Source organism: Pseudomonadales bacterium, from assembly GCA_024234165.1.
Taxonomy (GTDB): Bacteria; Pseudomonadota; Gammaproteobacteria; order Pseudomonadales; family UBA5518; genus UBA5518.
On the sequence record JACKOP010000004.1, the window covers coordinates 410,298 to 431,357 of the forward strand.

Consider the following 21,060-nt stretch of genomic DNA (forward strand, 5'->3'; position numbering starts at 1 on the left):
GTCAAAATTGCGCCTGAACCAGCAACTGCAACGACATGCAGCTTACCGGAGACGCCTACTTTTCAAATTTAATCTCGAACCTTAATTAACCTTGCCGGCACACCGCCCACGACCGAATAAGGAGCCACGTCCCGCGTGACCACTGCGCCACCAGCAATAACCGCCCCTTCGCCAATTGTCACCCCCGCCATAATTAAACAATTTGCCCCTACCCAAACGTCGTCACCAATGGTGATCGGCTTTCTTTCATGGCCCCCACCGTGAATCCGAGCGCGACCGGCCGGGATATTGTGATTTGACGAATTAATCTGGGTCCGATAGCCAATTAGAACTCTCGACCCTATCCGAACACCACCACTGCAAACGACGATGACATCCAGAGCAAAATCAACATCATCACCGACAATCAGACCACGCGGCGGCGCAATCCACACACCAGGATAATAAATTGTGCGCCTCCCAACTTGGGCCCCTAAAAGCCGAAGAAAGCCGCTTTTAAGCGCATTGAGAACGGCAAACCGGGGCAACAAAAATAGAATACGCTGAACCATTTCGTAGGTGACGACGAGAAAGCTCCTCACGCCCCCTCCCGCCTTACCAAGTTGAGTATTCCAACAAACTTCTCTTCCAGAAGCGGAAGCGCTCGCAACCGCGCAGCCCCTTCAATGATCATCGACTCCTGCAGGGCCCTATCTCGGATCACTCTTATCATCGCGCTAGCCGACGCCACTGGATCATGCGGCTCAACATATACTGCCGAGGCACCACAGATATGCACAGCAAAATCACGCCTACTACATATCAACGGCAGACCGGCCTTCCAAGCCTCTATATAATTGTTGGAGAAACTTTCCAAGTCGCTGATGTTCACCAGAAAATCGGAATCATCATAGACCTCTTGAATTCTATCCGGTGGAATCGAACCGACGAACCTGAATCGACGATCAAGAACTGCAGCAGAATCACGAACAGCAGGGTACGCAGTCTCAAAGGTTCCCCGATCCACAGAAACGACAAACGTGAAAGCGTCAAAACCCAACGCCTCCATTTCCAACGCCATACTAGGCAGTCGCCACAAGTTCTTGTGCGGATCAAGGCCGCTTAAGACGAGCAGTCGAACCCCTTGGTCACCAGTACCACGAGTTCGCTCTACAGGCCGCACGAACGCAGACGGTACCGGTGGCGATACGACCACATTGTCGCGTGCGATTTTCAAAACCGACGCAAGCCTATTCGCCATAACATCTGTTTCGGCGACAACAACACTTGCCCTGCGTATGCGCCGAATGCGCAAATAGTTTACTACGCGAGTACGAAGCCTTCGCCGCCTCGGAATGAATCCCCAGTACGAACTGTCCGCGTAGCAAATTATTGGATAAGCAACACAAACCACCGAAAACACGTTCTTACCCACCGGCAAGCCCGCGCCAAAGAACGTAAAGACCGCCCGAATGTCATGCTTTCTTATAAAGCAGCGCAAGAAAAACAACTCAAACCACTTTCGCCCAAAATATCCGTCTGGGCACTCAATTACAGCTTCGTCACATTCAAAGTTACCACGCGACGCAAGAATCCCTCCTTTCGGCACCAAGAAGAATACTTTACCTATGTGAGACGGGTATTTCCTGAAGAAATTAATGAAATTAAGAGCGAGTTGCACCCCACCACCGACCTTAATTGCACCGCAGTCCACCAGCAACGAGATCTTCTCCCTACCAACTGAGCCATCGTCTGAGCTTATATCCATGGGAAAGGTAGCCTCATCAACCAACACGTCCAAACACCTTCAAAATGCGCACCGCCACAACAGCGTTACCTAAAAACTGCCGTTTGACTGCCATGGCTGGATACCGCCGCCATTAGTTTTTCTACATATGCCGTCGGCGTCGAAATCCCTAATTGACAGTAACACCGGCAGGCGGAGCTGGCCCATTCAACACCCTCAGCAATTTCACGGTAGCGAGCGGATACCACCCGTCGCAAGTCTTACCTTCAATCGCTATAGGTAACTTTCTGTCATTCGCACCACTTAGAAGTAACCCCACCTCCAGCGAATAAGTCTCGCCCTCCATCAATTCCGGCACACTGGGAATCACGAAGGAAACCCTCATCGACTTCGCACCGGGCAGGAGCCCCTTAACGCTGCTAGTCGTCTCTACCGCGTACGCCGTCACATCGGAACGCCGCAGCCTGAATCCGACGCGATAATCTCGGTAAGGTGGAGCAACCCCCACATTCTCCCAATCCAAGCTCACGAGATTCGCGGACCCAATTCGGAGCCGCGCAGGGAAGTAGGCCCTTCTCAGAATCAATCTGAATCCAAGCTTCAGGAGCGCCGCCTCAAATGCTTCGCGCTGTGCCACTGGGATAGTCCATGCCTGCGTGTGATACACGGACGCATGCCACGACAGGGCATCCGCCAGAACAGCGGACGCCGGCTCCTTCCACGTAGATGGATCCAAGCAGGCTTCCAATGCCACTGGGGCCCTAGTCCACGCATCCCGAAGCGCCAAATTATTCGCAGAAGGCGTATAGCTGTAGTCGTGGTGGTTGTACTGGTCAGCTGGATCTGAATCGCCCCAGCAATCACCTCTCCAAGCGGTCCTACCGAGGTTTGCGGCATAGATCGCAAATGGCTTTTCGCGACCACCAACCAACATCACCAATGGTGTCTTCTTGAAGCTCGAATAATACAGGTCGATAACCTGCTTCTGGATGTCCCACGAAGGAAAGTGCGCAGGATCGGGATCATTGTATTGATGCCATTCTCCCCACGCACCAATCGAGCGAATGTCTATTGAACTTATATCAGGATGACCGTCATATCGTGCGGCGAAGTCGAGAATGAAATCCCGGTGGTTGGCCAGAAGGTCTGCTGAAGCCCAGTCAATGCCGCCGCTTGGCCAGACTACTAAGCCTTTGTCCCTCATCCACTGTGGCGTCCACCTGGCATCCCGATCATCATTGAGCATGATCGGACCAATATCCATTGTCCGCCCTTGCATCCGTACTTCCGCGAGAGACTTATCGATCAACGCCCAATTGTATTCACCTTTGCGCGGCTCGAGTTGAGCCCAGGTATATCTGAAATACGCAGCCCCACTCGGATACCCTTCCGCAGCGGCCAAACTGGTCGTGTTGAAGGTCTGCCGTCCTACACCCGGCGTCTGTATGAGCCCCTGGAGTTCCACCGGCCTAACCTCGACGAATTCAGCTGGAAGCACCGGCCAACTCATTGAGATCAAGAGAAGACAGGCTATAGAAGTTCGAATGGGACAATAAAGACACGGCCGCGAGCCAGCTACTTGGCCCGCACCACCCCAACTCGGACGACTTGCGCTCATCGTCCACCTCCAGCCTTAGCAGCCAATGCAGCCTCGTAGAGCGATACATACCGCTGAGCAACCCTGACAATATCGAATTGGTTCCGATAGGAAGATGCCGCGGTTGCAGCCGCGCGCCGGACTGCCGAACTATTTAATACGTATTTTTTAAGACAATCCGACAAGGCCGCGGGGCTCTCAGCTTGAAAGAACATCGTGCCGGGACCACCAAACTGTCGGAATGCGGGGATGTCTGGAAGGATCAGGGGAATACCTGCACACGCCGCCTCAATGCACGCAATGGAAAGGCCCTCGAACCTTGACGCCATAACCAGCGCTTCACAGCCCGTCAGAAACGGCGCGACGTTTTCTACGTGACCCTTGAACTCGACTTGCCCATGAATTCCAAGTCCCTCAGACCGCCCAACAATCCGATCCAACTCGCTTCCGGCCCCGAGGAATCGGACATGCACCCGCGGATCACGTAGAAGAGCAATGGCGTCCACTAGGATGTCCTGACCCTTTTGGAGAACGCCGTTTCTAAGGGCAAATGCGCCAACAGAAATTAAATCGAACCGCCCTGGTTGACGCGACTCGCATTGCGTGTCACGACTGGCTTGCAAGGCAGCATCCAGTGCGACGATATCAACACCATTGTCAATGCGGCATATCCTTGAACCACCATACGGATAGGCATCCTGCACTACACCGCCACACGCGACGGAGCAGTCTATCCGCTCCGCAAGCCATTTATGGGCCGGCAAAGGGATTCGGGATGATGCGTAAACGTTGTGCAGGGTCCTTACGTGGACGGGAATCGAAGAGCGCCCCAAAAGTGCCAGCGCGACAAACAAATCCGACTGCTCGAGATGTGAATGAACCACATCCGGCCGAATTCCATCCAGCTTTGCGCGCAGCCAAATGGGAACCGACCACTTCAGCAGGTTTCTTCTTAGATCCAGCGTAATTACATTGATACTGGATTTCCCAAGGCTTCGCCGAAGAGCATTCCCCTTCCCATCCAGAACACCTGCGTAACAAAGCAGCGTGACATCGTGACCCGCTAACTTTTGCGCGCACGAAAGAGACGCAACGAACTGCTCCGCCCCACCTGCGGATAGAGAATTTACGGCGTGCACAATTTTCATACACGACGCCCAGACTGGCTCCGCGACCCAGCCACGAACTTGCGCGCGGCAGCCTGGCGCGGATTGAGAGGCTCCTGCCTAACCCACGCGGTGAGCACCATCCCGAAAAGAAGCGCAGCGAGTGATAGATATGCAGCGTACGACAGAGGAACAGATGCGATCGCCGTCGCGCCACGGACAACCATATAGGAATGCCAGATGTAGAACGGAAAAGTCAGCGCAGCAAGCAGTCGATTCGCCCGCAATGCGAGCGCCCAACCTGCAAAGACAACCGCCCAGAACGCCCCCATGAAGACGCCAGCAAAACCCCATGCTATGTAAGCATCGCTCCAGACAAGTGTCGGATAGTGGAAGTACACGGGCCACCCGCGAGGCACGCCATCGAGTAATTGAGCAATTCTAACTGGCGGATCGACTATTCCAGGCTTTGCCACACCAGTAAGCTTGAGAAGCGGACTGACATAGTTGTATCCATATAAAAATAGCGCGTCGGCGCCAAGCCGAACCCGCTCCCTATCGACCATCGCCATTGCCTGCACTACGCCATAGGGCATTCCCGCATCCGGAAGGCTTATCCGCCCACTAACCGTGTACTTAACAAGCGAACTTGTCGCCATTAACAATAGCCCGGCAGCCACCGCGACAAGCGCGACACGCATGCGGCCAATGACCTGACGCGCCCGCAACGCGCTCCTCATCACAACGACAAATGCAAAAGGGACTAGTGACAATAATGCAAATGACCGCACCTGAAACTGGAAGGCAAATAGCAGGAAGGGCAGCACGCAAGCACCGGCGAGGATGTACCTGCCCGCTATTGACAGAAACACTATCAATGGTGCGGAAGCCCAGAGAAACACGAGCGGCCAGTTAGACTGCCCTTCCACATAGTCGCGGTAGCCTAGCCCCCTTGAGGACTGGTAATACATGACCACACCGAACACCCAGTAGACGGCCAGAATAATTAACGTTACTTGTGGTACCCGGCCATGCGACGGCAAGACCCAGTCCACCTCCGAGCGCTTCGCAACCAACCTAGACAGGAGAATATCGATCACACCGAAGAGCACATTGAATCCAGCAGCGAATAGCAACGTATTCAAGATGTCGCCATAACCGGCCCGGTAGCGCACACCAGTAAAGCCTTGCACCCACGAAACTTCACCGTTGTATGCAGGGAGAACAAATAGCCAACTGAAGTAGCTCATCAACAGCAGCGGTATCGCTACCAGACGCCTAGCACTAATCGCCATGACCAGGAACACGGTCGTCAGCGCGGCATTTGAAAGCGCAATCGTGAGAAGCACCTAGAGGCACTCCGGAATTAGCCCCAGGGATCTATATACCTGCAGATGTAGCCGGGATACCGCGCTCCACGAGTAGCGCTCCATCAGAATTTCGCGAGATCTCCTACCCATCTCCGCAGCGGTCGCGCCATGAACACAGACGTCCAGAATTGCTTCCGCAAGAGACGCCGGATCGCCCGGAGGCACGATGCGACCGGTGATTCGATCGGAAACAAACTCCGAAATAGCACCGACATTCGTGACAACTGCCGGTACGCCGAATGCCGCGGCTAGTGGAACCACACCCGTTTGTGTGGCCGTGGTGTACGGCAGGACGACGCAAGTGGCGAGGGAGAACAACGCGCTGATTTCTGAATCGCGGATGAATCTGTTAACGAGTATCACGCGCCCTTGACTGATTTCATCGATTTCCGGCACTGACCCAGCACCAGCGACCACCAAAACGGCGTTCGGAAACTCCTGCGCAACCCGACCAAATGCCGAGAAGAGAAGCGCTAGCCCTTTGTATGGCTCAATCCGTCCAAAGAACAGAACCACCTTGGTGCCGGGGGTGAGTTGGCTCAATTCGGGCGGCACCAACTTCCCGCGCAGAACCTCTGGTGTCGCACCAACCCCATGCTGAACAACATAGATCTTCTTGCGCTGAAGATGCCTGTAACGGCGCAACAATAGTTCTGCGTGGGCTTCGCTATGTACATGTACCGCATCGCAGAGCGCAAGCGCGCACGGTGTGAGAACAGCATATTCAATGGATGTCATGGCGCGCCCCCACGAGGTTAGAGTTTCGTCGTGGGGCATGGGATCGTGCACCGTTACTACCGTTCGAATGCCACTTCTTCTTAGCCGCGAAGTGAAGGGCAACAGCCCAATTGACCTTGAACATACGTGCACCACATGCGGGCGCATTTCTCGAATTACTTCGTCGGCGATCTGGAAGTAGTAGAAGGGATTGTATTTTTTTCGCAGGGCGCCCAGCCGTACCTTTAAATTAGGAAATAACCCTGATCGATTTGACTCGGAAATCTCGCTTGGGCGCCAAACGCAAGCACTGGTATGCATGCGAGTCGCAGACGCCAAGCTCTCTGCATAGTGATGCATGCCGCCTGAGCCGACGAAGTCGATATAGACGACTCCCTTACGCGGCAATTGGCTAGACCTCATACACCGATCGCTTTCTCAGATTGAATGCATGGGCAATTGCAATGGAACAGATACCTAGCGCGACAATATTTACAGAACCAACCTCGGACACGATTGCAATAATGAGAGGGAAACTGAGCAAGATCGCCCCGCCGGCTTCGCCTACTGTTCGCCGAAGGAGAATCTTTAAGTCACAGCCGGATATCTTGATCAGCCAGGTAATTTTTAGCGCGAAATAACAGCTGCCAACGCAGGAAAGCGTTGCAACCGTGAGACGAGCGTCATGCTCCAAGCCTGCAGCAAGGGCGGCAAGAACTGCCGCCACAAGATATACAAGCTGTAGGACAAGCTCGTTCTTCTGCTCGCCCAGCACAGAAACGATCATTGAAACCGGCATTGAAACAAATGCCGTAGCCACCCATGGCATGAAGTATTGAGCGTAAACACCTGCCTCACGCCATTCTTTTCCGAAGGCCAGCGAGAAGAGTTCTGGCGCGATGAGTCCCAACGGTATGAATGTGTACAGTGCGAGAGAGCTTGTCGCCAGAAGGAGCCTTTCGGCTGCCGCAGGGAGTCGATTGGCACTGCGCTCTTGCGCCGCAGTGGAGTAGAAAACCTGTGCAATCGACTGGCCGACCAACCGCGCCGGCAATTGCAGCACGCGGTAACCCATTCCAAATAACCCGGCCACGTGTGCGTCGAACTGAGCGGCGAGCATTAACACTGGCATGTTCGCGCCAAATGCGTTGACTGCGCTTGATGGCGCTGAATAGATCAGAAAGTTCTTGTTCTCGATTGCCGACTTAATGACATTTCCCCATTGGCCATTAGAAGTCTTGAGGCGTGGAAGCGCTGGGCAGTTCCGGGCCAGAGTCAGCATCCCCAGGAGTTGCCCAGTCAACTGCCCCAACAGCAGTCCTGGCGCACCCAGCCCCGCAAGGCCCGCCCCAATCTGCACTGAGGATTGCGTAGTCGCGGCCGTCAGTTTTGATCCCGCATTCGCGACATGGCGCTCGTGGCGAATCGCCCACATCAATATCGCGCCCGATAATCCTGTAAACAGAATTGATACTGGAACATATAGAAGGAGATTTGTCACGCCCTCCGTATCTGGACCCTCAAGCAAATGCCATGACCCGAGATAGACTACGAGCGCCGCGATCGATGCGACGAGCAAAGTCGATATGCAAGCGAGTCGAAATGCGTCTTCGGCTTGCTGGGCGCCTTTAGCTATTGGAACAGCTAGCTCGAAATGAAGAGCACTTATGGGTGAAACCAGGGCAGCCATTGCCGTCAGCGTCGCAAGCACTCCAAGTTCCGCTGGCGTGTAGATTCTGGTAAGCACGGGAGCCGATACCAGCAGAACAGCTTGCGAAGCTAACGCGCCCATCGAGACGACAATGGCTGACAGGGTGGAGGAACGCTTCATGAACTTTCCGCTGCACTCCGCAGGCCAGCGCCGACCGCTGATCCAATGTTTCTTTGTTTGGCAACATCGGCTCGTCTTGAGCCGGATTCCCTCGTGGGCTCAATCGCTAGGATTTTTCGCCGGATAATATTCAAGTTCGGCAACGCCAATCTCATAAATGTTGAATAATCGGAAGCCAGTTCTTCTACCACGGATCCACCGCAATGCAGTGCCCGCCAACGCCCGGCCCCGGATTCAGGGTGTTCACGCGCGGATGCCGGTTCGCCAGGGAAATCACCTCCCAGGTATTCACCCCCTCCGCATCCGCGATCATCGAGATCTCGTTGGCGAACGCGATGTTCACGTCCCGGTAGGAGTTCTCGGTGAGTTTCACCAGTTCCGCGGTCTTCGCGGTGGTCGAGAGCACCTCGCCGCGCACGAAGCTTTCGTAGAACGCCACCGCCTTCTGCGTCGATGCCTCGTTGATGCCGCCCACCACGCGATCGTTCTCGATCAGTTCGATCAATATGCGGCCTGGTAGCACGCGTTCGGGGCAGTGCGCCACGAAGATGTCTTCGGTGGTGTTGTGGCCTGCGGCGCCGAGTTCGGCGGCCACGATCTCTTCGGTGGTGCCGGGCGGGTTGGTCGACTCCAGGATCACCAGATCGCCCTTTTTCACGTGCGGGGCGATGGCTCGGGTGGCGGCGGCCACGTAGGAAAGATCCGGCTTCTTGCCTTCCTTGAACGGCGTGGGCACGGCAATGATGAACACATCGGCTGGTACCGGGCTGAGGCTCGCCGTCAGGTTGCCGGAGTTCACGGCGGACTTGACCAGGATGTCCAGGTCCGGCTCCACGATGTGGATGCGGCCCTCGTTGATGGTGTCCACCACCTTCGGCGAGACGTCCACGCCGGTGACTTTGTAGCCCTTGGTCGCGAGGATCGAGGCGGTCGGGAGGCCGATGTAGCCCAGCCCCATCACGCAGATGTGTTCGATCTTGTCAGACATTTACGGCTTCCTGCGGCACGGGGTGGGAGACGAATTCATCCACGTGGGTGTCACCGAAGAAGTGCTGCTCGAGCGCATGCACGATGCGCTGCGACGCCTGGCCGTCGCCGTACGGATTGATCGCGCGGGCCATCGCATCGTAGGCGCAACGGTCGGTGATCAGCACCAGCTTGCGCTTCGGTTCGCTCACGCGCGCGTGCAGCGCCGGACCCAGCAGGTCCCGCCAGCGCACGCCATCGGCGGCGTTGACCCGTTCGCGGACCCACAGCAGCGCATCGATCACCGTGTTGCCGGTCACCACGATTGAGGCGCGTGCCCGATGCTCCTCCAGCAGGTTGCTGCCCGTGGGGGCGAAGCTCAGCGCGCACAGCGGGGCCACTTCGATGGCCTCGGGGCGGTGCCAAACACCGCCAGAATCCTCTTTTCAGTTCGTCCGTGGTACTCATGCATCCTGTCTTGACATACCCGCCCTAAAACCCCACCACTTCCCGAATATCCACCCCCGTCACCTGCTTCAGCAGATGGCGGGCCTTCTCGAGTTCCTCGACGTTCTCGCGTTCGCGATCCAGTCCACCGATGCGCCGGCCCTTGATCACCTCGAGCGCCAGGTCCACCTCGATGCGCTCCACCTCTGCCGCGTAGCCATGCACCAGCGCCTGGTCGCAGAGCGTATTCACCAGGCGCGGGATGCCGCCGGTGTAGTAGAAGATCGCGACGATCGCGAAGGTGTCGAACAGGAACTCGTTGCCACCGGCCACGCGCAGGCGGTGGCGCACGTACTCGATGGTGTCACTGCAGTTCATCGCATCCAGGTGGTACTCGGCACTCACACGCTGCGCGAACTGGCGCAGTGACGGGCGCCTGAGCACCTCCAGCAGTTCGGGCTGGCCCACCAGCAGAATCTGCAGCAGATGGTCCTTGTCGGTGTTGATGTTCGAGAGCAGCCGCAGGTCTTCCAGTGCCTTCGCGTCGATGTTCTGCGCTTCGTCCAGGATCAGCGCCACGCGCTTGCCGGCTGCGTAGCGGCTGATCACGAAGTGCATGAAGTCATTGATCATGCGCACGCGGCTGCGCCCTTCGAACGGCAGCCCGAACGAGGCGGTGATCCACTGCAGCATGTCTTCGAAGGAACCGTGCGCGGAGGTGACCACGCCCACGGTGAACTCGTCGTAGTCGATGCGCCGCAACAGGTGGCGGATCAGCGTGGTCTTGCCCGAGCCCACGGCGCCGGTCACCACGGTAATGCCGCTCTGCTCGCACAGGCCGTATTCGAGCATCGCGAAGGCGGCCTTGTGCCGCTTCGAGAAGAAGAGGTAGGCGGGGTCGGGCAGCAGGCTGAACGGCTTCTCGCTCAGTCCGAAATGCTTCCGGTACATCAGAAAGCCCTAGCTGCGCGCCTTGTTGAGGATGGTGCCGATCAGGTTGCTCCCTTCCAGCAGTTGCAGCGAGCGCTGCACGTCGTCTTCGGTGGTGACGCCGTCTTCCACCACCATCAGCGTGGCGTCCACGGTGGGGGTGAACATCAGTGCGTCGTCGTTGCGCAGCAGCGGCGGCAGGTCGAACACGATGATGCGGTCTGCGTAGCGCCCGCGCATGTCCTGCACCAGGCTCTGCATCTGCGGCGATGAGAGCATCTCCGATGAGTACTTGCCGAGCGCGCGCCCCGGCAGCAGCACCAGGCGCGGGAAACCGGGGTTCAGCAACACCTGTTCGAGCGTGGCGTCGGCGTTGAGGTAGTCGACGAGGCCCTTTTCCACCTGCACGTCGAACATCTGGTGCAGCGACGGGCGGCGCAGGTCCAGGTCCACCAGCATCACGGTATGGTTCGCCTCGCGCGAGAGCGCGATCGCGAGGTTGGCGGCCGTGAGGCTCTTGCCGGCGTTCTCGCCGGGGCTGGTGATCGCAAGCGTGTTCCAGCCCTTGTCCTTCAGGATCTTCAGCACCTGGGTGCGCAGTTGGCGGTACGCCTCCACGCGCTCGTCGTAGTCCAGCCCCGCGATGACGCGGTTTTCCTTCAGCCTGGATTCGTCCACGTCCACGTGGCGTGTGTGCGTGTAGCGGATGGCGCTGGGCGGCGGCGCGGGTGGCGCCTCGGTGCCGGTATCGGCGAAATAGGCGTGGATCAGGCTGTCCGCACGGGCATCCGGGTTGATGCGCGCCTCGGTGGCCGCACGCTCGGTGCTCACCGGTACGGGTGCGAGCCCGGAAGCTGCAGGCGCAGGCGTTCGCACGGGTTCCGGTGCCGCGATTTCCTCGGGGTCCGGCGCGTCGCCGGGGTGCGAGGGAAGCTTCCCGATCCTGCCCGTGCGCTGCTGGCGCGCGCGCGCGATCGCTTCCTGGAGACGGTCCATCAGCCTGCTCCCAACTTGCCCAGGATCACGAACCAGAGCACATCCAGTGGCTTGAAGAAGAAGTGCACGTACAGCACCAGCACCACGGTGGTGACCACGGCTCCTACCAGCAGACGCCGGCGCAGCAGTTCGCGGCGGCGGATATCGCTGCTGTTGTTGAGGTACGGAATCACCACGAACGGCGGCGTGCCGGTAACCCGCGCGAGCGCCTTGGCGCCGCGGATGCTCTTGTCCATGCCCTCGGCGAGCACCGCGTTGCCCAGTCCGGCGGCGCCGGCCAGCACGAAGCCGATCACGATCAGCGCCAGGCGGTTCGGGCTCACCGGTATGAGCGGCAGATCGGGTGGTTCGATCAGCGTGAAGCGCTGGCCCTTGCGCTCCTGCTCCAGGTTCTTCGAGACGTCTGCCTCGCGCTGCTTGGCGCGCAGCTCCTGGTACTTCGCGTTCGCGGTGGCGTACTCGCGCTGCAGCCCCTGGTAGTCCGCTTCCACGGCCGGCGCCTTCTTCAGCAGTGCCTCGTACTCGGCCAGCTTGTTGCGCGCCACGGTGCGCTGCTCGGCCAGGCTGCGCAGTTCGGCGTCGGCGGCGGAAATCTGCGTCTGCAGCAGCACGTAGGCGGGGTTGTCTGCGTGCAGACGTTCGGCCGCGTTGCTGCGCCCGGCGCCTTTCAGTGACTGTTCGAGCGATGCCACCTCGCGTTCGGCGGCCGTCACCTGCGGGTGATCGGCGGTGTAGCGTTCGCGCAACTGCGCGAGCCGATCACGCGCGGTGGCCAGTTGCTGGCGCAGCAGTTCGGGGTCATCGCCCACGCCGAGCGTGGCCTGCAGCGCTTCGATCTCGCGCTTCAGGCGGAGCACATCGGGGTGTGAGTCGTGATAGACGGCGGCCTTCTTGCGGTATTCGGACTGCAGCGCCTTCAGGCGGTCCACGTCGGAGAGCACGGTCTCGCCGGTGGGCAGCACCACGGGGGCCGAGGGGCTGAGCTGCGTCATTTGCGCGGCGAGCTGGATCTTGCGTTTCTCCAGCTCCTGCATACGGATCGCGATGTCGGAAATCTCGCGTTCGGTACGCTCCACCACCGAGAGGTTGAACTGGTGGAACTCGGGCAGCGCGCCCTTGTTCTCTTCCTTGAACGCGGCGAGCTTCGCTTCGAGCGTCTTCAGTTCGCTGTCCAGCGTTTCGGCCTCGGCGGCCAGGAACTCCGAGGCGCCGGCAGCCTTCACAGTGCGCGAGCGCAGGTTCTCGTTCAGGTACAGCGTGACCAGCTCATTGGTGACCTTCTGCGCGGTGGCGCCGCTCGCGTCGTCGTAGGCGAGCGTGAACGCGATGGTCGCCTGCATCGCGCGGCCACTGCGCGGGTCCAGCACGTCGGCGCTGACCAGGTCGAGCTTCACCTTGTTGCGGAACTCCTCGGCAACGGTGGTGCGCGGCAGCTTCGACTCGGCGCTCTTCTGGCCGTAGAGGTCGAACTTGTCGACGATCTGCAGGATGTTCTCCACCGTCATCACGCGCTGGGTGATCACCTGCACCTGCTCGGCCGCGTAGCTCGAGATGGTGGAGCGCACCAGATCCTGCGGAATTTCCTGCTCCTCGATCAGGATGGTGGCGGTGGAGCGGTACGTGGCCGGCAGCCCGAGCGCGAGCAGCACCGCGAGCAGGGCCACCACGGCCGCCGGCACCGCGATGTGCCAGCGCCGGCGCTTCAGCACCGCGAGGTAATCCCCGATCGAGAGTTCGTTTTCGATGGGCTCGAACTCGCCCGTCGTGCGCATGTCCATTGCGTTCACCTCGACCAGCGCTTCGGCACGGGTTCGTAGCGGATGCCGAAGAAGACCGCGTTGCCGGAGGCATCACCCGGCGCATTGTCGTAGTCCTGGAAGCGGTAGCGGTAGCGCGCGTTCAGGTACAGGCTCTGCGTGATGCGCCAGTCGATGCCGGCGTCGGCGTCGGCGTAGTCACGGTCGATGCGAAAGCGCCTCTCCACGGATTCGTTCTGGCCGTACAGCGCGCCCAGGCGCAGCGTCAGCAGTTCGCTCAGGCGGTAGCTCCACGCGGCCCGCGCGAAGCGGCGCTGCTGGATGAGTCCGTCTGCGCTGGGGTAGGTCTGGCTTGCCACGTTGAACGACAGCGACCAGCGCGGCTGCGTGTAGTCGAGCCTGGCGTCGACGACGGTGACGTTCTCGTTGCTGCGGCGGGAAAACGGCACGCTGGGCGGCAGGTCGCGGCGCGTCTCGACCTTTGCCGCTCCCGCGAGCGCGGAAAGCTTCAGGTTCTCGGTCAGCGCGAAGTCGGCACCGGCCATCACGCCCGCGGTATCCGAGCGCGTGTCGAGCGCGTCACCCACGTCGAAGCGGTTCAGGTAACCCTGCAGCTTCAGCGTGGTGCGCGGCGAGAGGATGTGCAGCCAGGTGAGGTCGACGCCGGCGGTGGTGTAGTCGGTGTAGGTGCGGCTGCCGTACGACACATCGTGGAACGAGGCACCGAAGCGCAGTGCGTTGCGCTCACTGAGGTAGGTGAGCCACGACGGTGCGAGCCAGTAGTCCTCGCGGCGCACCGCCCGGCGGCTGACGCGGCCGGTGTCTTCGAGTTCGCTGGTGCGGGTGGAGTCGCGCACGCCGCCCGCCTGCAGCCCGAGTTCGTTGCGCGGCGTCTGCTTCGCCACATCGAGGATCATGCGCTGGTCGCTGCTGTCGTAGTCGCGCTCGTCGAAGCGCGCGAAGTTCAGTTGCGTATCCAGCGAAACCGTGAGGTCCGGCGTCCGGTACCCGAGCCGCAGCGCCGGCGCCAGCGAAACGCCCGAGATCGCGTTCTCGCCGCGTTCGACCAGCGCGACGTTGTCGTCGTGTTCGCCGTTGATGCCGATGCGCCCGGCCGCGGTGTACTCCGCCGCGTGCAGCGGCGACGCCGCAACGGCGGTGGCGATGAGCCAGCGTGCGGCGCGCGACATCAGGGCACCACCACGGTGTCACCGCCGTGCAGCACGATGTTGCTGTCCAGGCTCTGGCCCTGCTTCACCGCGGCGTAACGAAACGGGATGGATTGCTGCGCGCCGCCGTCGCGGCGCAGCACCACGATGCTGTTCTCGGCCGCGAAGCTGTTCAGGCCGCCGGCGAGCGCGAGCGCCTGTACCACGTCGATGCGCCGGTTCACGATGTACTCGCCCGGGCGCTGCACGTTGCCGAGCACGTAGATCTTGTTGCCGTCGATGCGCAGCAGCGACACGGTCACGACCGGCGGATCCTTGAGATATTTCCCAAGCCCCTCGACGATGCGCTGCTCGACCTCATCCGCCGTGCTGCCACCGGCCTTCACGCGCCCGACCATCGGGAAGCGCAGGTCACCGTCGGGCTGCACCAGCACCTCGCGCGAGAGGCCTTCCTCGTTCCACACGAAAACCTGCAGCACATCGCCCGGGTTGATGCGGTACGGCTCGTCGGCGGCGGCCCAAACGGGGCAAAGCGCGAGCAGTGCGATGAACAGCAATCGGTACATCGTTCGGTTTCCTGGCGTGCTCGCGGTCAACGCGAAAGAAAGGTTCTCATATAGCCGCGAAGCCGGCCCAATGCAACACGGCCGCGGTCCTGACGGGCCGCGGCCGTGGTATCCGATGCACGCTGTGCGTACGACAACACTATCCCGGCGTTTTCCTCATGCTGGCAGCGCGCGCGTGGGTTCGCGCCACCGCTCATGCCACCTGCGCACCATCGGCACGCCGACGACGCCCCACGACCGCCAGCCCGAACAGCGCACCGCCGAACAGGATTGCAGCGGGCGGAAGCGGAACGGCGGTGAGGGAGACGTTGTCGAGACCCATGCCGAACCGGTCGCTCGTGCCTACGGCAGCGAAGCGCAGCGGGACCTTTGCTCCGGTACCCGTCACAGTGAACGAGTATTCATCCCACACATTGCCTGTGTTGCCGACACCCGTTTTTTTCAGGGTGTCAAGCAGAGCGCCATTCCAGAACACTTTCAGCTGGTTGCTCGCTGGTGCCACGCCCTCGCGAGGCGAAGCGTAGAACGTCAACTCGTACTCCTGATCCTTGATTGTGTTGACCCTCTGGCTTATCCACGCGTTCCGGGTTGTATCGAGCTCGATGAAGTTGTTCCCGTCGTGCGCTTCGCCCACCACGTCGTTCCGCACTTCGACTCCGTAGCTACCAAAGGTCCACCCCGCGATGGAACCTACACGCCGATTGTTATCTGCGGCGCTGTAACCGAGGGCACCTATGCCGTTGTAAACGGTAATCCACTCTCCAGATGCCGGCGCTATATCAGTAAGGCCATTCTTCACGTCCTCGAAGGAACCGTTCACGATCAGGTTCGCTGACGCACCCGCACTTCCCAGCATCGCTGCCAGAGCCAGCGCGCCTGCTGCAACGGCCGGATTCATCGTCTTTGCGCTCATGGCTTATGTACTCCCATCAGGCCGTAGCGGCGGCCGCTCTGCGTTTGCGTGCAACCAATGCCAGACTGCCCAGCACGCTGCCGAACAGGATCGCGGCGGGCGGAAGCGGAACGGCGGTGAGGGAGACGTTGTCCAGGCCGCCACCGTACGAGTCAGAAGTGCCGACTGCCGCGAACTTGAGTGCCGTGGTCGATCCAGCCGCTCCCGATACCGTGAACGTATGCGTCGCCCAGACATTGCCGGTATTGCCGGCTCCCGAGCCTGTCAGTGTTCCCAGCGAGGTGTCATTCCAGAACACCTCGATGCCGTTGGTATCGGCAGCCACGTTCTCCCGCGGCGAATACCAGAATGTGAGCTGGTACAGGCTGTTTTCGATCGTGTCGACCGTTTGCGAAATCCAACTGTTGCCGTACGCGTCCAGTTCGATGAAATTGCTGCCGTCCTGAGCCTCGCCAACCGTGTTGTTACGCACTTCGACGCCGCCCCGATCCGCGTCTGCGTCTGGCTTAACTGTCCAGCCACTCATGGAAGTGTGGAAACCCCAAGAGCCAGAGCTCTGAGTCGGCTCCTCGAAGGAGCCGTTCACGATCAGGTTCGGAGGAGCGTACACCGCTGACGCACCCGCGCTTCCCAGCATCGCTGCCAGAGCCAGCGCGCCTGCGGCGACGATCGAACGCATTTTTGTATTCTTGGGTGTTTGCATGACCCATGCTCCTTTTCTGAACGGCGAAATGATCGTCCATCCCGTGCCCGCTTGTCAGCAGCCTGTGCCTCGGCGCTGCGGACACGGATGGACAGTTGGGCACATGATCTACGACGTCAAGCGTGCGTGTCATGACCCAAATGGATCACAAAGCCGAAATTCCCGAAATTTTCCCTGCTTGTTTTTGCAGCCGAACTGACAAAAAACGACAGCTTTTGTCGCAACGTCTACCCTGAATGCGCCGTGGCGGCTCGTGGCCGGATATACCCCCATGCGCTGGTCCACACCCTGCTGCGGGCAAACAGCGCCTCGGCAGCGTCTATATATAGCTGTGTCTGCATCCATATGGGTCATGACAGGCCGTGCGCAATGGATCTACGATCGCTCACTCAAAGGAATGTCACCGGCTCGTCATGCCATCTGACCGGACGGGAGAAGAACAGCGATGAACAGCGCTCATCTCGAGCAGGGACTGCACATCACCCGACTGCTGCTCGAGGCGGTCGATGATCCGGAACGCCTGCGCACGGCGCTGCACGCGATGACCCTGCTCGCCGATGCCGACGCGGGCCTGCTGGCGAGCGCCCGGCGCGGCGAGAACGCCGTGCACGGCTTCGTGGTGACCACGGCGCGCGACGACTGGAGCGGCGCTCGCGAGCAGGTGGCGTTCCCGGATCTGGCGCTGTACCGGCGCCTCGAGGCGCACGCGGTACCCGAGCGTCTGCACGACGTACGCTCACTCGCCGACGAGCACGGCAGCACCCCTGCGCTGCCGGAAGGCACCGAGTGCCTGATCGCACACCTCGAGGCGGACGGTGGCATGGTCACGTATGTGGGTTTCGTACGCCGCGCGCCCGCTGGCTCCCGCATCGAGGCGACACGCCGGGCGCTGCTGGAAGGGCTGCTGTCGCACCTGGGGCGCACGCTCGCGATCACGCGCCGGCTGGAGCCGGTGCGTGCGATCGGCGTGGCGGCGATGCACCGATTCGACCGCTACGCGATCGGCGTGGCGATCGTCGACGAACACGGCGTGCTGCAGTACAGCAACGACGCGGCACGTGCGCTGTTCGCTGCGGCCGACGCGCTGCACATCGACGGCGAGGGGCGTATCGGCGCGCACGACGAAGACAGCGGCACGGCGCTGCTGCACGCGATCCGCACGCATATCTCGAGCGATCTGTCGGACGGTGACGTGGCGCGCGAGCTGCTGCACATCGGGCGCGGCGCGGGCCGCGAGCCGCTGGCGGTGGCAATCAGCCCGTATCGCAGCAGCGTCGGCACTTCGCTGCACGGGCCGCTCGCGGGGCTGGCCGTGGTGTTCATCCACAACGCGGAGCAACCGCTGGCGCGCGTCACGGACGTGATCGGCAAGGTGTACGGCCTGAGCGACCAGGAAGCGGAACTGGTGGAGGCGATCGCTGCAGGCGACTCCCCCGAGGACATCGCGCGCGCTGCGGGCCGCTCGATCATCGCGGTGCGCTCACAACTGAAGCGCGTGTTCCGCAAGACCGGCACCACGAAGCAGGCCGAGCTGATGAAGCTGGTACTGAGCGGGCCGATCGCCATGGTGCGCTGAGGCGTGGATGCGGAGCAGGCGTCGGGATCGCTGCCGCAAGTGCAGGACGTTTGCGCGCTGCTCCACGATCTGTACGCGAGCGCGGCAGACGACATCGGGTTCGGGCGCTTCCTTGCACGTACCTGCTCGATGCTCGACGCCAGCCTGGCGTCGATTTCGTTGTCGGACCGGGAAACCGGTGGCTGGCACCAGGTGGACCAGTTCCCCGCGGATGCGGAAATGGTGGCCTACGAGACGTATTATTCCAACGACGATCCGATCAAGGCCGAGCTGCTGCGCCGTGCACCACACCGCTTTTACACGGTGCTGGATCTGGCGACGGTGCTGGCGCCCGATGCCCGTGCACGCTGGCACCGCTGGTTCAGCGGCATCGGCTATTGCGATGGAGCTACGGCACATTTCCCCATCGACGAACACTACAGCTGCGTGTTCGCGGTGGTGCGCGGGAGCACGGCGCCGGCGTTCACGCAGGCAGACACGGCGCTGCTCGATCTGCTGCTGCCGCACATCGCACAAACCCTGTCGATCCATGCCGACATCGGGCGCCTGCGCATCATGGCGGATATTGCGCAGGAACAGTTCGCCCAACTGGTTGCCGGCTGCATCACGCTGAACGAAGACCGACGCATTAACTTCATCAATTCGGTAGCGCGCGAGGTGCTGCGCGCAGCAAACGGTCTGCTCCTGCACGACGGCACGCTCCGCCTGAGCAATGCCGATGCCGACGTGCGTTTCCAGCAGTTGCTGAAGACGTGCATCACCACCTCGCGCCTGCCGACCGTGATGAGCGGCAACGTACTGGCAGCACCACGCCCCGGAAGCTTGCCGCTGAACCTCGTCGTGGTGCCGTATCGAAGCAACACCCGCTCGCACACCGCGATCATGCAGCCAAGCCATGTGATCGTGGTGATCTTCGATCCGGAGCGCCCACGCGTGACGCCAACCTCGGTGCTGCGTGAGCTCTACGCATTGAGTGAGTCCGAAGCGACGGTGTGCTGGCGGATCGCCAATGGCGAATCGATCGACGAGATCGCCGCGGCCGAGCAGCTCAGCAAGGAAACCGTGCGTTCGCAGCTCAAGCGGGTCTTTGCGAAGACCGGCACCAAGCGCCAGGCGGAGTTGATGCGGCTGGTGCTGATCGGGCCGGCTGCCATCGGTGGCGTGCCGGCGGATCACTCATCTGCACCGCAGGCGCTGGCCCATGTTTTGACCCGATTGGGTCAATTGTAAGGAAAACGTTTTCCAACCCATCGTGCATGCCACACCGCCCCACATAAGCTTCGCCACGGGGCGCCATCAAACGGGACGGTTGACGGGGTACGCAAGGTGTTGCGGTTGGACGAGGACGAAGCGCGCTTGGGCATGGGCGACTCCGGAACACTGGACTCGCTGATCGAAGATATCTATTGCGCCGCGCTCGACATCAGTGACCCGCCCGCGACGTTCGAGCACGCCGCTCGTTGCCTGGGCTACTCCGCCGTGGCCGTGGTGGTCACACGCAGCAGGTACTCCGAGCCCGAATGCGTGAGCGGCTGGAATGTGGACATTGCGCGCTGGACGCGCGCCGAGCGCGAATTCGCCATCCTGGAGAATCTGGGCCGCGACCTTGGGCGTCCAATGCAGGCGGGCGAATTTGCCTTTCGCGATGAGCTGATGCCCACCGAACGCCTGCGTGAGCAGCCGTGGTTCGCATTGGGGCAGGACCAGCCCGGAATACACGACGGCTTGCAGTTTTGCGTGGAAAGCTCTGCGGAACGCCACGTCTTCCTCGTGTTCCGCCAGCCGATCCCATGGCCCGAAGCACCCGAGGACCGTGCACTGCGCCGGCGGCTCGCCGCACGTACGGCACCACACTGGGTGCGCGCCAACCAGATCCGCTTCCAGACGAACGCGCTCGAGATGCTGCGCCACGCCTACGCCGAAACCGCCAATATGCTGCCGTTCGCGATGGTGGTGTTCGATAATGCCGGGCGAGTACTCCTGAGCAACGGCAAGGCGCAGCGCCTGATCACCGGCGACGGGCTGAGCCTGCATCCGCGCCAGCTGCAGGCGCTGGACGCAACCGAACACCAGCGTTTGCAGGAGTCGATCACGAAGGCGCTCGAGGCCTCACTGCAAAAGCGCCCGCTGAGCGGGCTCCGGTACACGACCGTTTCGCGGCCATCGGGCAAACGACCGTACCAGATAACCGTGAAGCCACTGTCTCCGGGGCTTGGGCACTACGCGCGCCGACCGGCCGCGGCGGCAGTGATCATCGACCCCGACGAGGAGTTCCCCGTGACGCTGGAGCGGTGTCAGGGGGTTTTCGGCTTCACACGGGCCGAAGCGCAGGTCGCCGTGGGCATCATGCAGGGCCGATCGGTGGAACAGATCGCCACGGCGCAAGGCAATTCGATCACGACCGTGCGCAACCTCCTGAAGCGTGCGTTCCAGAAGGCCGGGGTGACGCGCCAGAACGAGCTGACCCGCCTGCTGATCAATTCACCGCTGTTGTTCGACCTCGACAGCATGCCGCCGCCGTAGGTCGGATTTCAATCCGACATCGTCGGCATGAATGCCGACCTACGACGCCGACCTACGTAATTCGTCGGCATGAATGCCGACCTACGACGCCGACCTGCATCACTCGTCGGCATGAATGCCGACCTACGTAGGTCGGATTTCAATCCGACATCGTCGGCATGAATGCC

General features: G+C 60.7%; 19 protein-coding genes. 3 read left to right on the top strand and 16 right to left on the bottom strand.

Annotated features, from left to right (window positions below; translation table 11 throughout):
- Nucleotides 1-68: 68 nt before the first annotated feature.
- The 16 genes from H7A12_14690 to H7A12_14765 all read right to left on the bottom strand — a co-directional run bounded on the left by H7A12_14690 (nt 69) and on the right by H7A12_14765 (nt 16,728).
- Nucleotides 69-581: an acyltransferase gene (locus tag H7A12_14690; GenBank protein ID MCP5322046.1), complete on the bottom strand. Its 513-nt coding sequence runs from the start codon at nt 579-581 to the stop codon at nt 69-71.
- Nucleotides 578-1,774 (bottom strand): glycosyltransferase, encoded by a 1,197-nt coding sequence (locus H7A12_14695; GenBank protein MCP5322047.1) that lies wholly within the window; start codon nt 1,772-1,774, stop codon nt 578-580. The genes H7A12_14690 and H7A12_14695 overlap by 4 nt, the downstream gene beginning before the upstream one ends.
- 121 nt (nt 1,775-1,895) lie before the next feature.
- Nucleotides 1,896-3,191 (bottom strand): DUF4832 domain-containing protein, encoded by a 1,296-nt coding sequence (locus tag H7A12_14700; protein MCP5322048.1) that lies wholly within the window; start codon nt 3,189-3,191, stop codon nt 1,896-1,898.
- A gap of 149 nt (nt 3,192-3,340) precedes the next feature.
- Nucleotides 3,341-4,471: a glycosyltransferase gene (locus H7A12_14705; protein MCP5322049.1), complete on the bottom strand. Its 1,131-nt coding sequence runs from the start codon at nt 4,469-4,471 to the stop codon at nt 3,341-3,343.
- Nucleotides 4,468-5,778, bottom strand: a complete 1,311-nt coding sequence (locus H7A12_14710; protein MCP5322050.1) for a hypothetical protein — start codon at nt 5,776-5,778, stop codon at nt 4,468-4,470. Before H7A12_14710 ends, H7A12_14705 begins: the two co-directional genes overlap by 4 nt.
- Complete coding sequence (locus H7A12_14715; GenBank protein MCP5322051.1) at nt 5,779-6,924, bottom strand: glycosyltransferase family 4 protein; 1,146 nt, start codon at nt 6,922-6,924, stop codon at nt 5,779-5,781. It abuts the gene before it with no gap.
- A 4-nt stretch (nt 6,925-6,928) separates the two neighbouring features.
- Nucleotides 6,929-8,347 (bottom strand): oligosaccharide flippase family protein, encoded by a 1,419-nt coding sequence (locus H7A12_14720; GenBank protein ID MCP5322052.1) that lies wholly within the window; start codon nt 8,345-8,347, stop codon nt 6,929-6,931.
- A gap of 184 nt (nt 8,348-8,531) precedes the next feature.
- On the bottom strand, nt 8,532-9,335 hold the full coding sequence (locus H7A12_14725; GenBank protein ID MCP5322053.1) for a nucleotide sugar dehydrogenase: 804 nt from the start codon (nt 9,333-9,335) through the stop codon (nt 8,532-8,534).
- Nucleotides 9,328-9,714, bottom strand: coding sequence for a hypothetical protein (locus tag H7A12_14730; protein MCP5322054.1), 387 nt, complete (start codon nt 9,712-9,714; stop codon nt 9,328-9,330). The genes H7A12_14725 and H7A12_14730 overlap by 8 nt, the downstream gene beginning before the upstream one ends.
- A gap of 91 nt (nt 9,715-9,805) precedes the next feature.
- A complete protein-coding gene (locus tag H7A12_14735) occupies nt 9,806-10,711 on the bottom strand; it encodes an AAA family ATPase (GenBank protein MCP5322055.1) in 906 nt (301 codons plus the stop codon).
- A 9-nt stretch (nt 10,712-10,720) separates the two neighbouring features.
- Nucleotides 10,721-11,686 (bottom strand): CpsD/CapB family tyrosine-protein kinase, encoded by a 966-nt coding sequence (locus tag H7A12_14740; GenBank protein MCP5322056.1) that lies wholly within the window; start codon nt 11,684-11,686, stop codon nt 10,721-10,723.
- The gene (locus tag H7A12_14745) at nt 11,686-13,464 is read right to left on the bottom strand and encodes a lipopolysaccharide biosynthesis protein (protein ID MCP5322057.1); all 1,779 of its coding nucleotides are present in this window, start codon (nt 13,462-13,464) and stop codon (nt 11,686-11,688) included. The genes H7A12_14740 and H7A12_14745 overlap by 1 nt, the downstream gene beginning before the upstream one ends.
- A gap of 5 nt (nt 13,465-13,469) precedes the next feature.
- Nucleotides 13,470-14,633: a hypothetical protein gene (locus H7A12_14750; GenBank protein ID MCP5322058.1), complete on the bottom strand. Its 1,164-nt coding sequence runs from the start codon at nt 14,631-14,633 to the stop codon at nt 13,470-13,472.
- Nucleotides 14,633-15,178: a polysaccharide export protein gene (locus tag H7A12_14755; protein MCP5322059.1), complete on the bottom strand. Its 546-nt coding sequence runs from the start codon at nt 15,176-15,178 to the stop codon at nt 14,633-14,635. Before H7A12_14755 ends, H7A12_14750 begins: the two co-directional genes overlap by 1 nt.
- Before the next feature lie 193 nt (nt 15,179-15,371).
- Entirely contained in the window at nt 15,372-16,091 is a 720-nt protein-coding gene (locus H7A12_14760) for a DUF642 domain-containing protein (protein ID MCP5322060.1), read from the bottom strand.
- Nucleotides 16,092-16,107: 16 nt separating this feature from the next.
- Entirely contained in the window at nt 16,108-16,728 is a 621-nt protein-coding gene (locus tag H7A12_14765; GenBank protein ID MCP5322061.1) for a DUF642 domain-containing protein, read from the bottom strand.
- A 511-nt stretch (nt 16,729-17,239) separates the two neighbouring features.
- Here H7A12_14765 and H7A12_14770 point away from each other — a divergent pair.
- From H7A12_14770 to H7A12_14780, 3 genes are all read left to right on the top strand, one after another.
- Nucleotides 17,240-18,370, top strand: a complete 1,131-nt coding sequence (locus H7A12_14770; protein ID MCP5322062.1) for a hypothetical protein — start codon at nt 17,240-17,242, stop codon at nt 18,368-18,370.
- A gap of 3 nt (nt 18,371-18,373) precedes the next feature.
- Nucleotides 18,374-19,600 carry a helix-turn-helix transcriptional regulator gene (locus H7A12_14775; protein ID MCP5322063.1) on the top strand — a complete coding sequence of 409 codons (1,227 nt, stop codon included), beginning with the start codon at nt 18,374-18,376 and terminating at the stop codon, nt 19,598-19,600.
- Between the two features lie 96 nt (nt 19,601-19,696).
- Nucleotides 19,697-20,893: a helix-turn-helix domain-containing protein gene (locus H7A12_14780; GenBank protein ID MCP5322064.1), complete on the top strand. Its 1,197-nt coding sequence runs from the start codon at nt 19,697-19,699 to the stop codon at nt 20,891-20,893.
- The last annotated feature ends 167 nt before the right edge of the window (nt 20,894-21,060 follow it).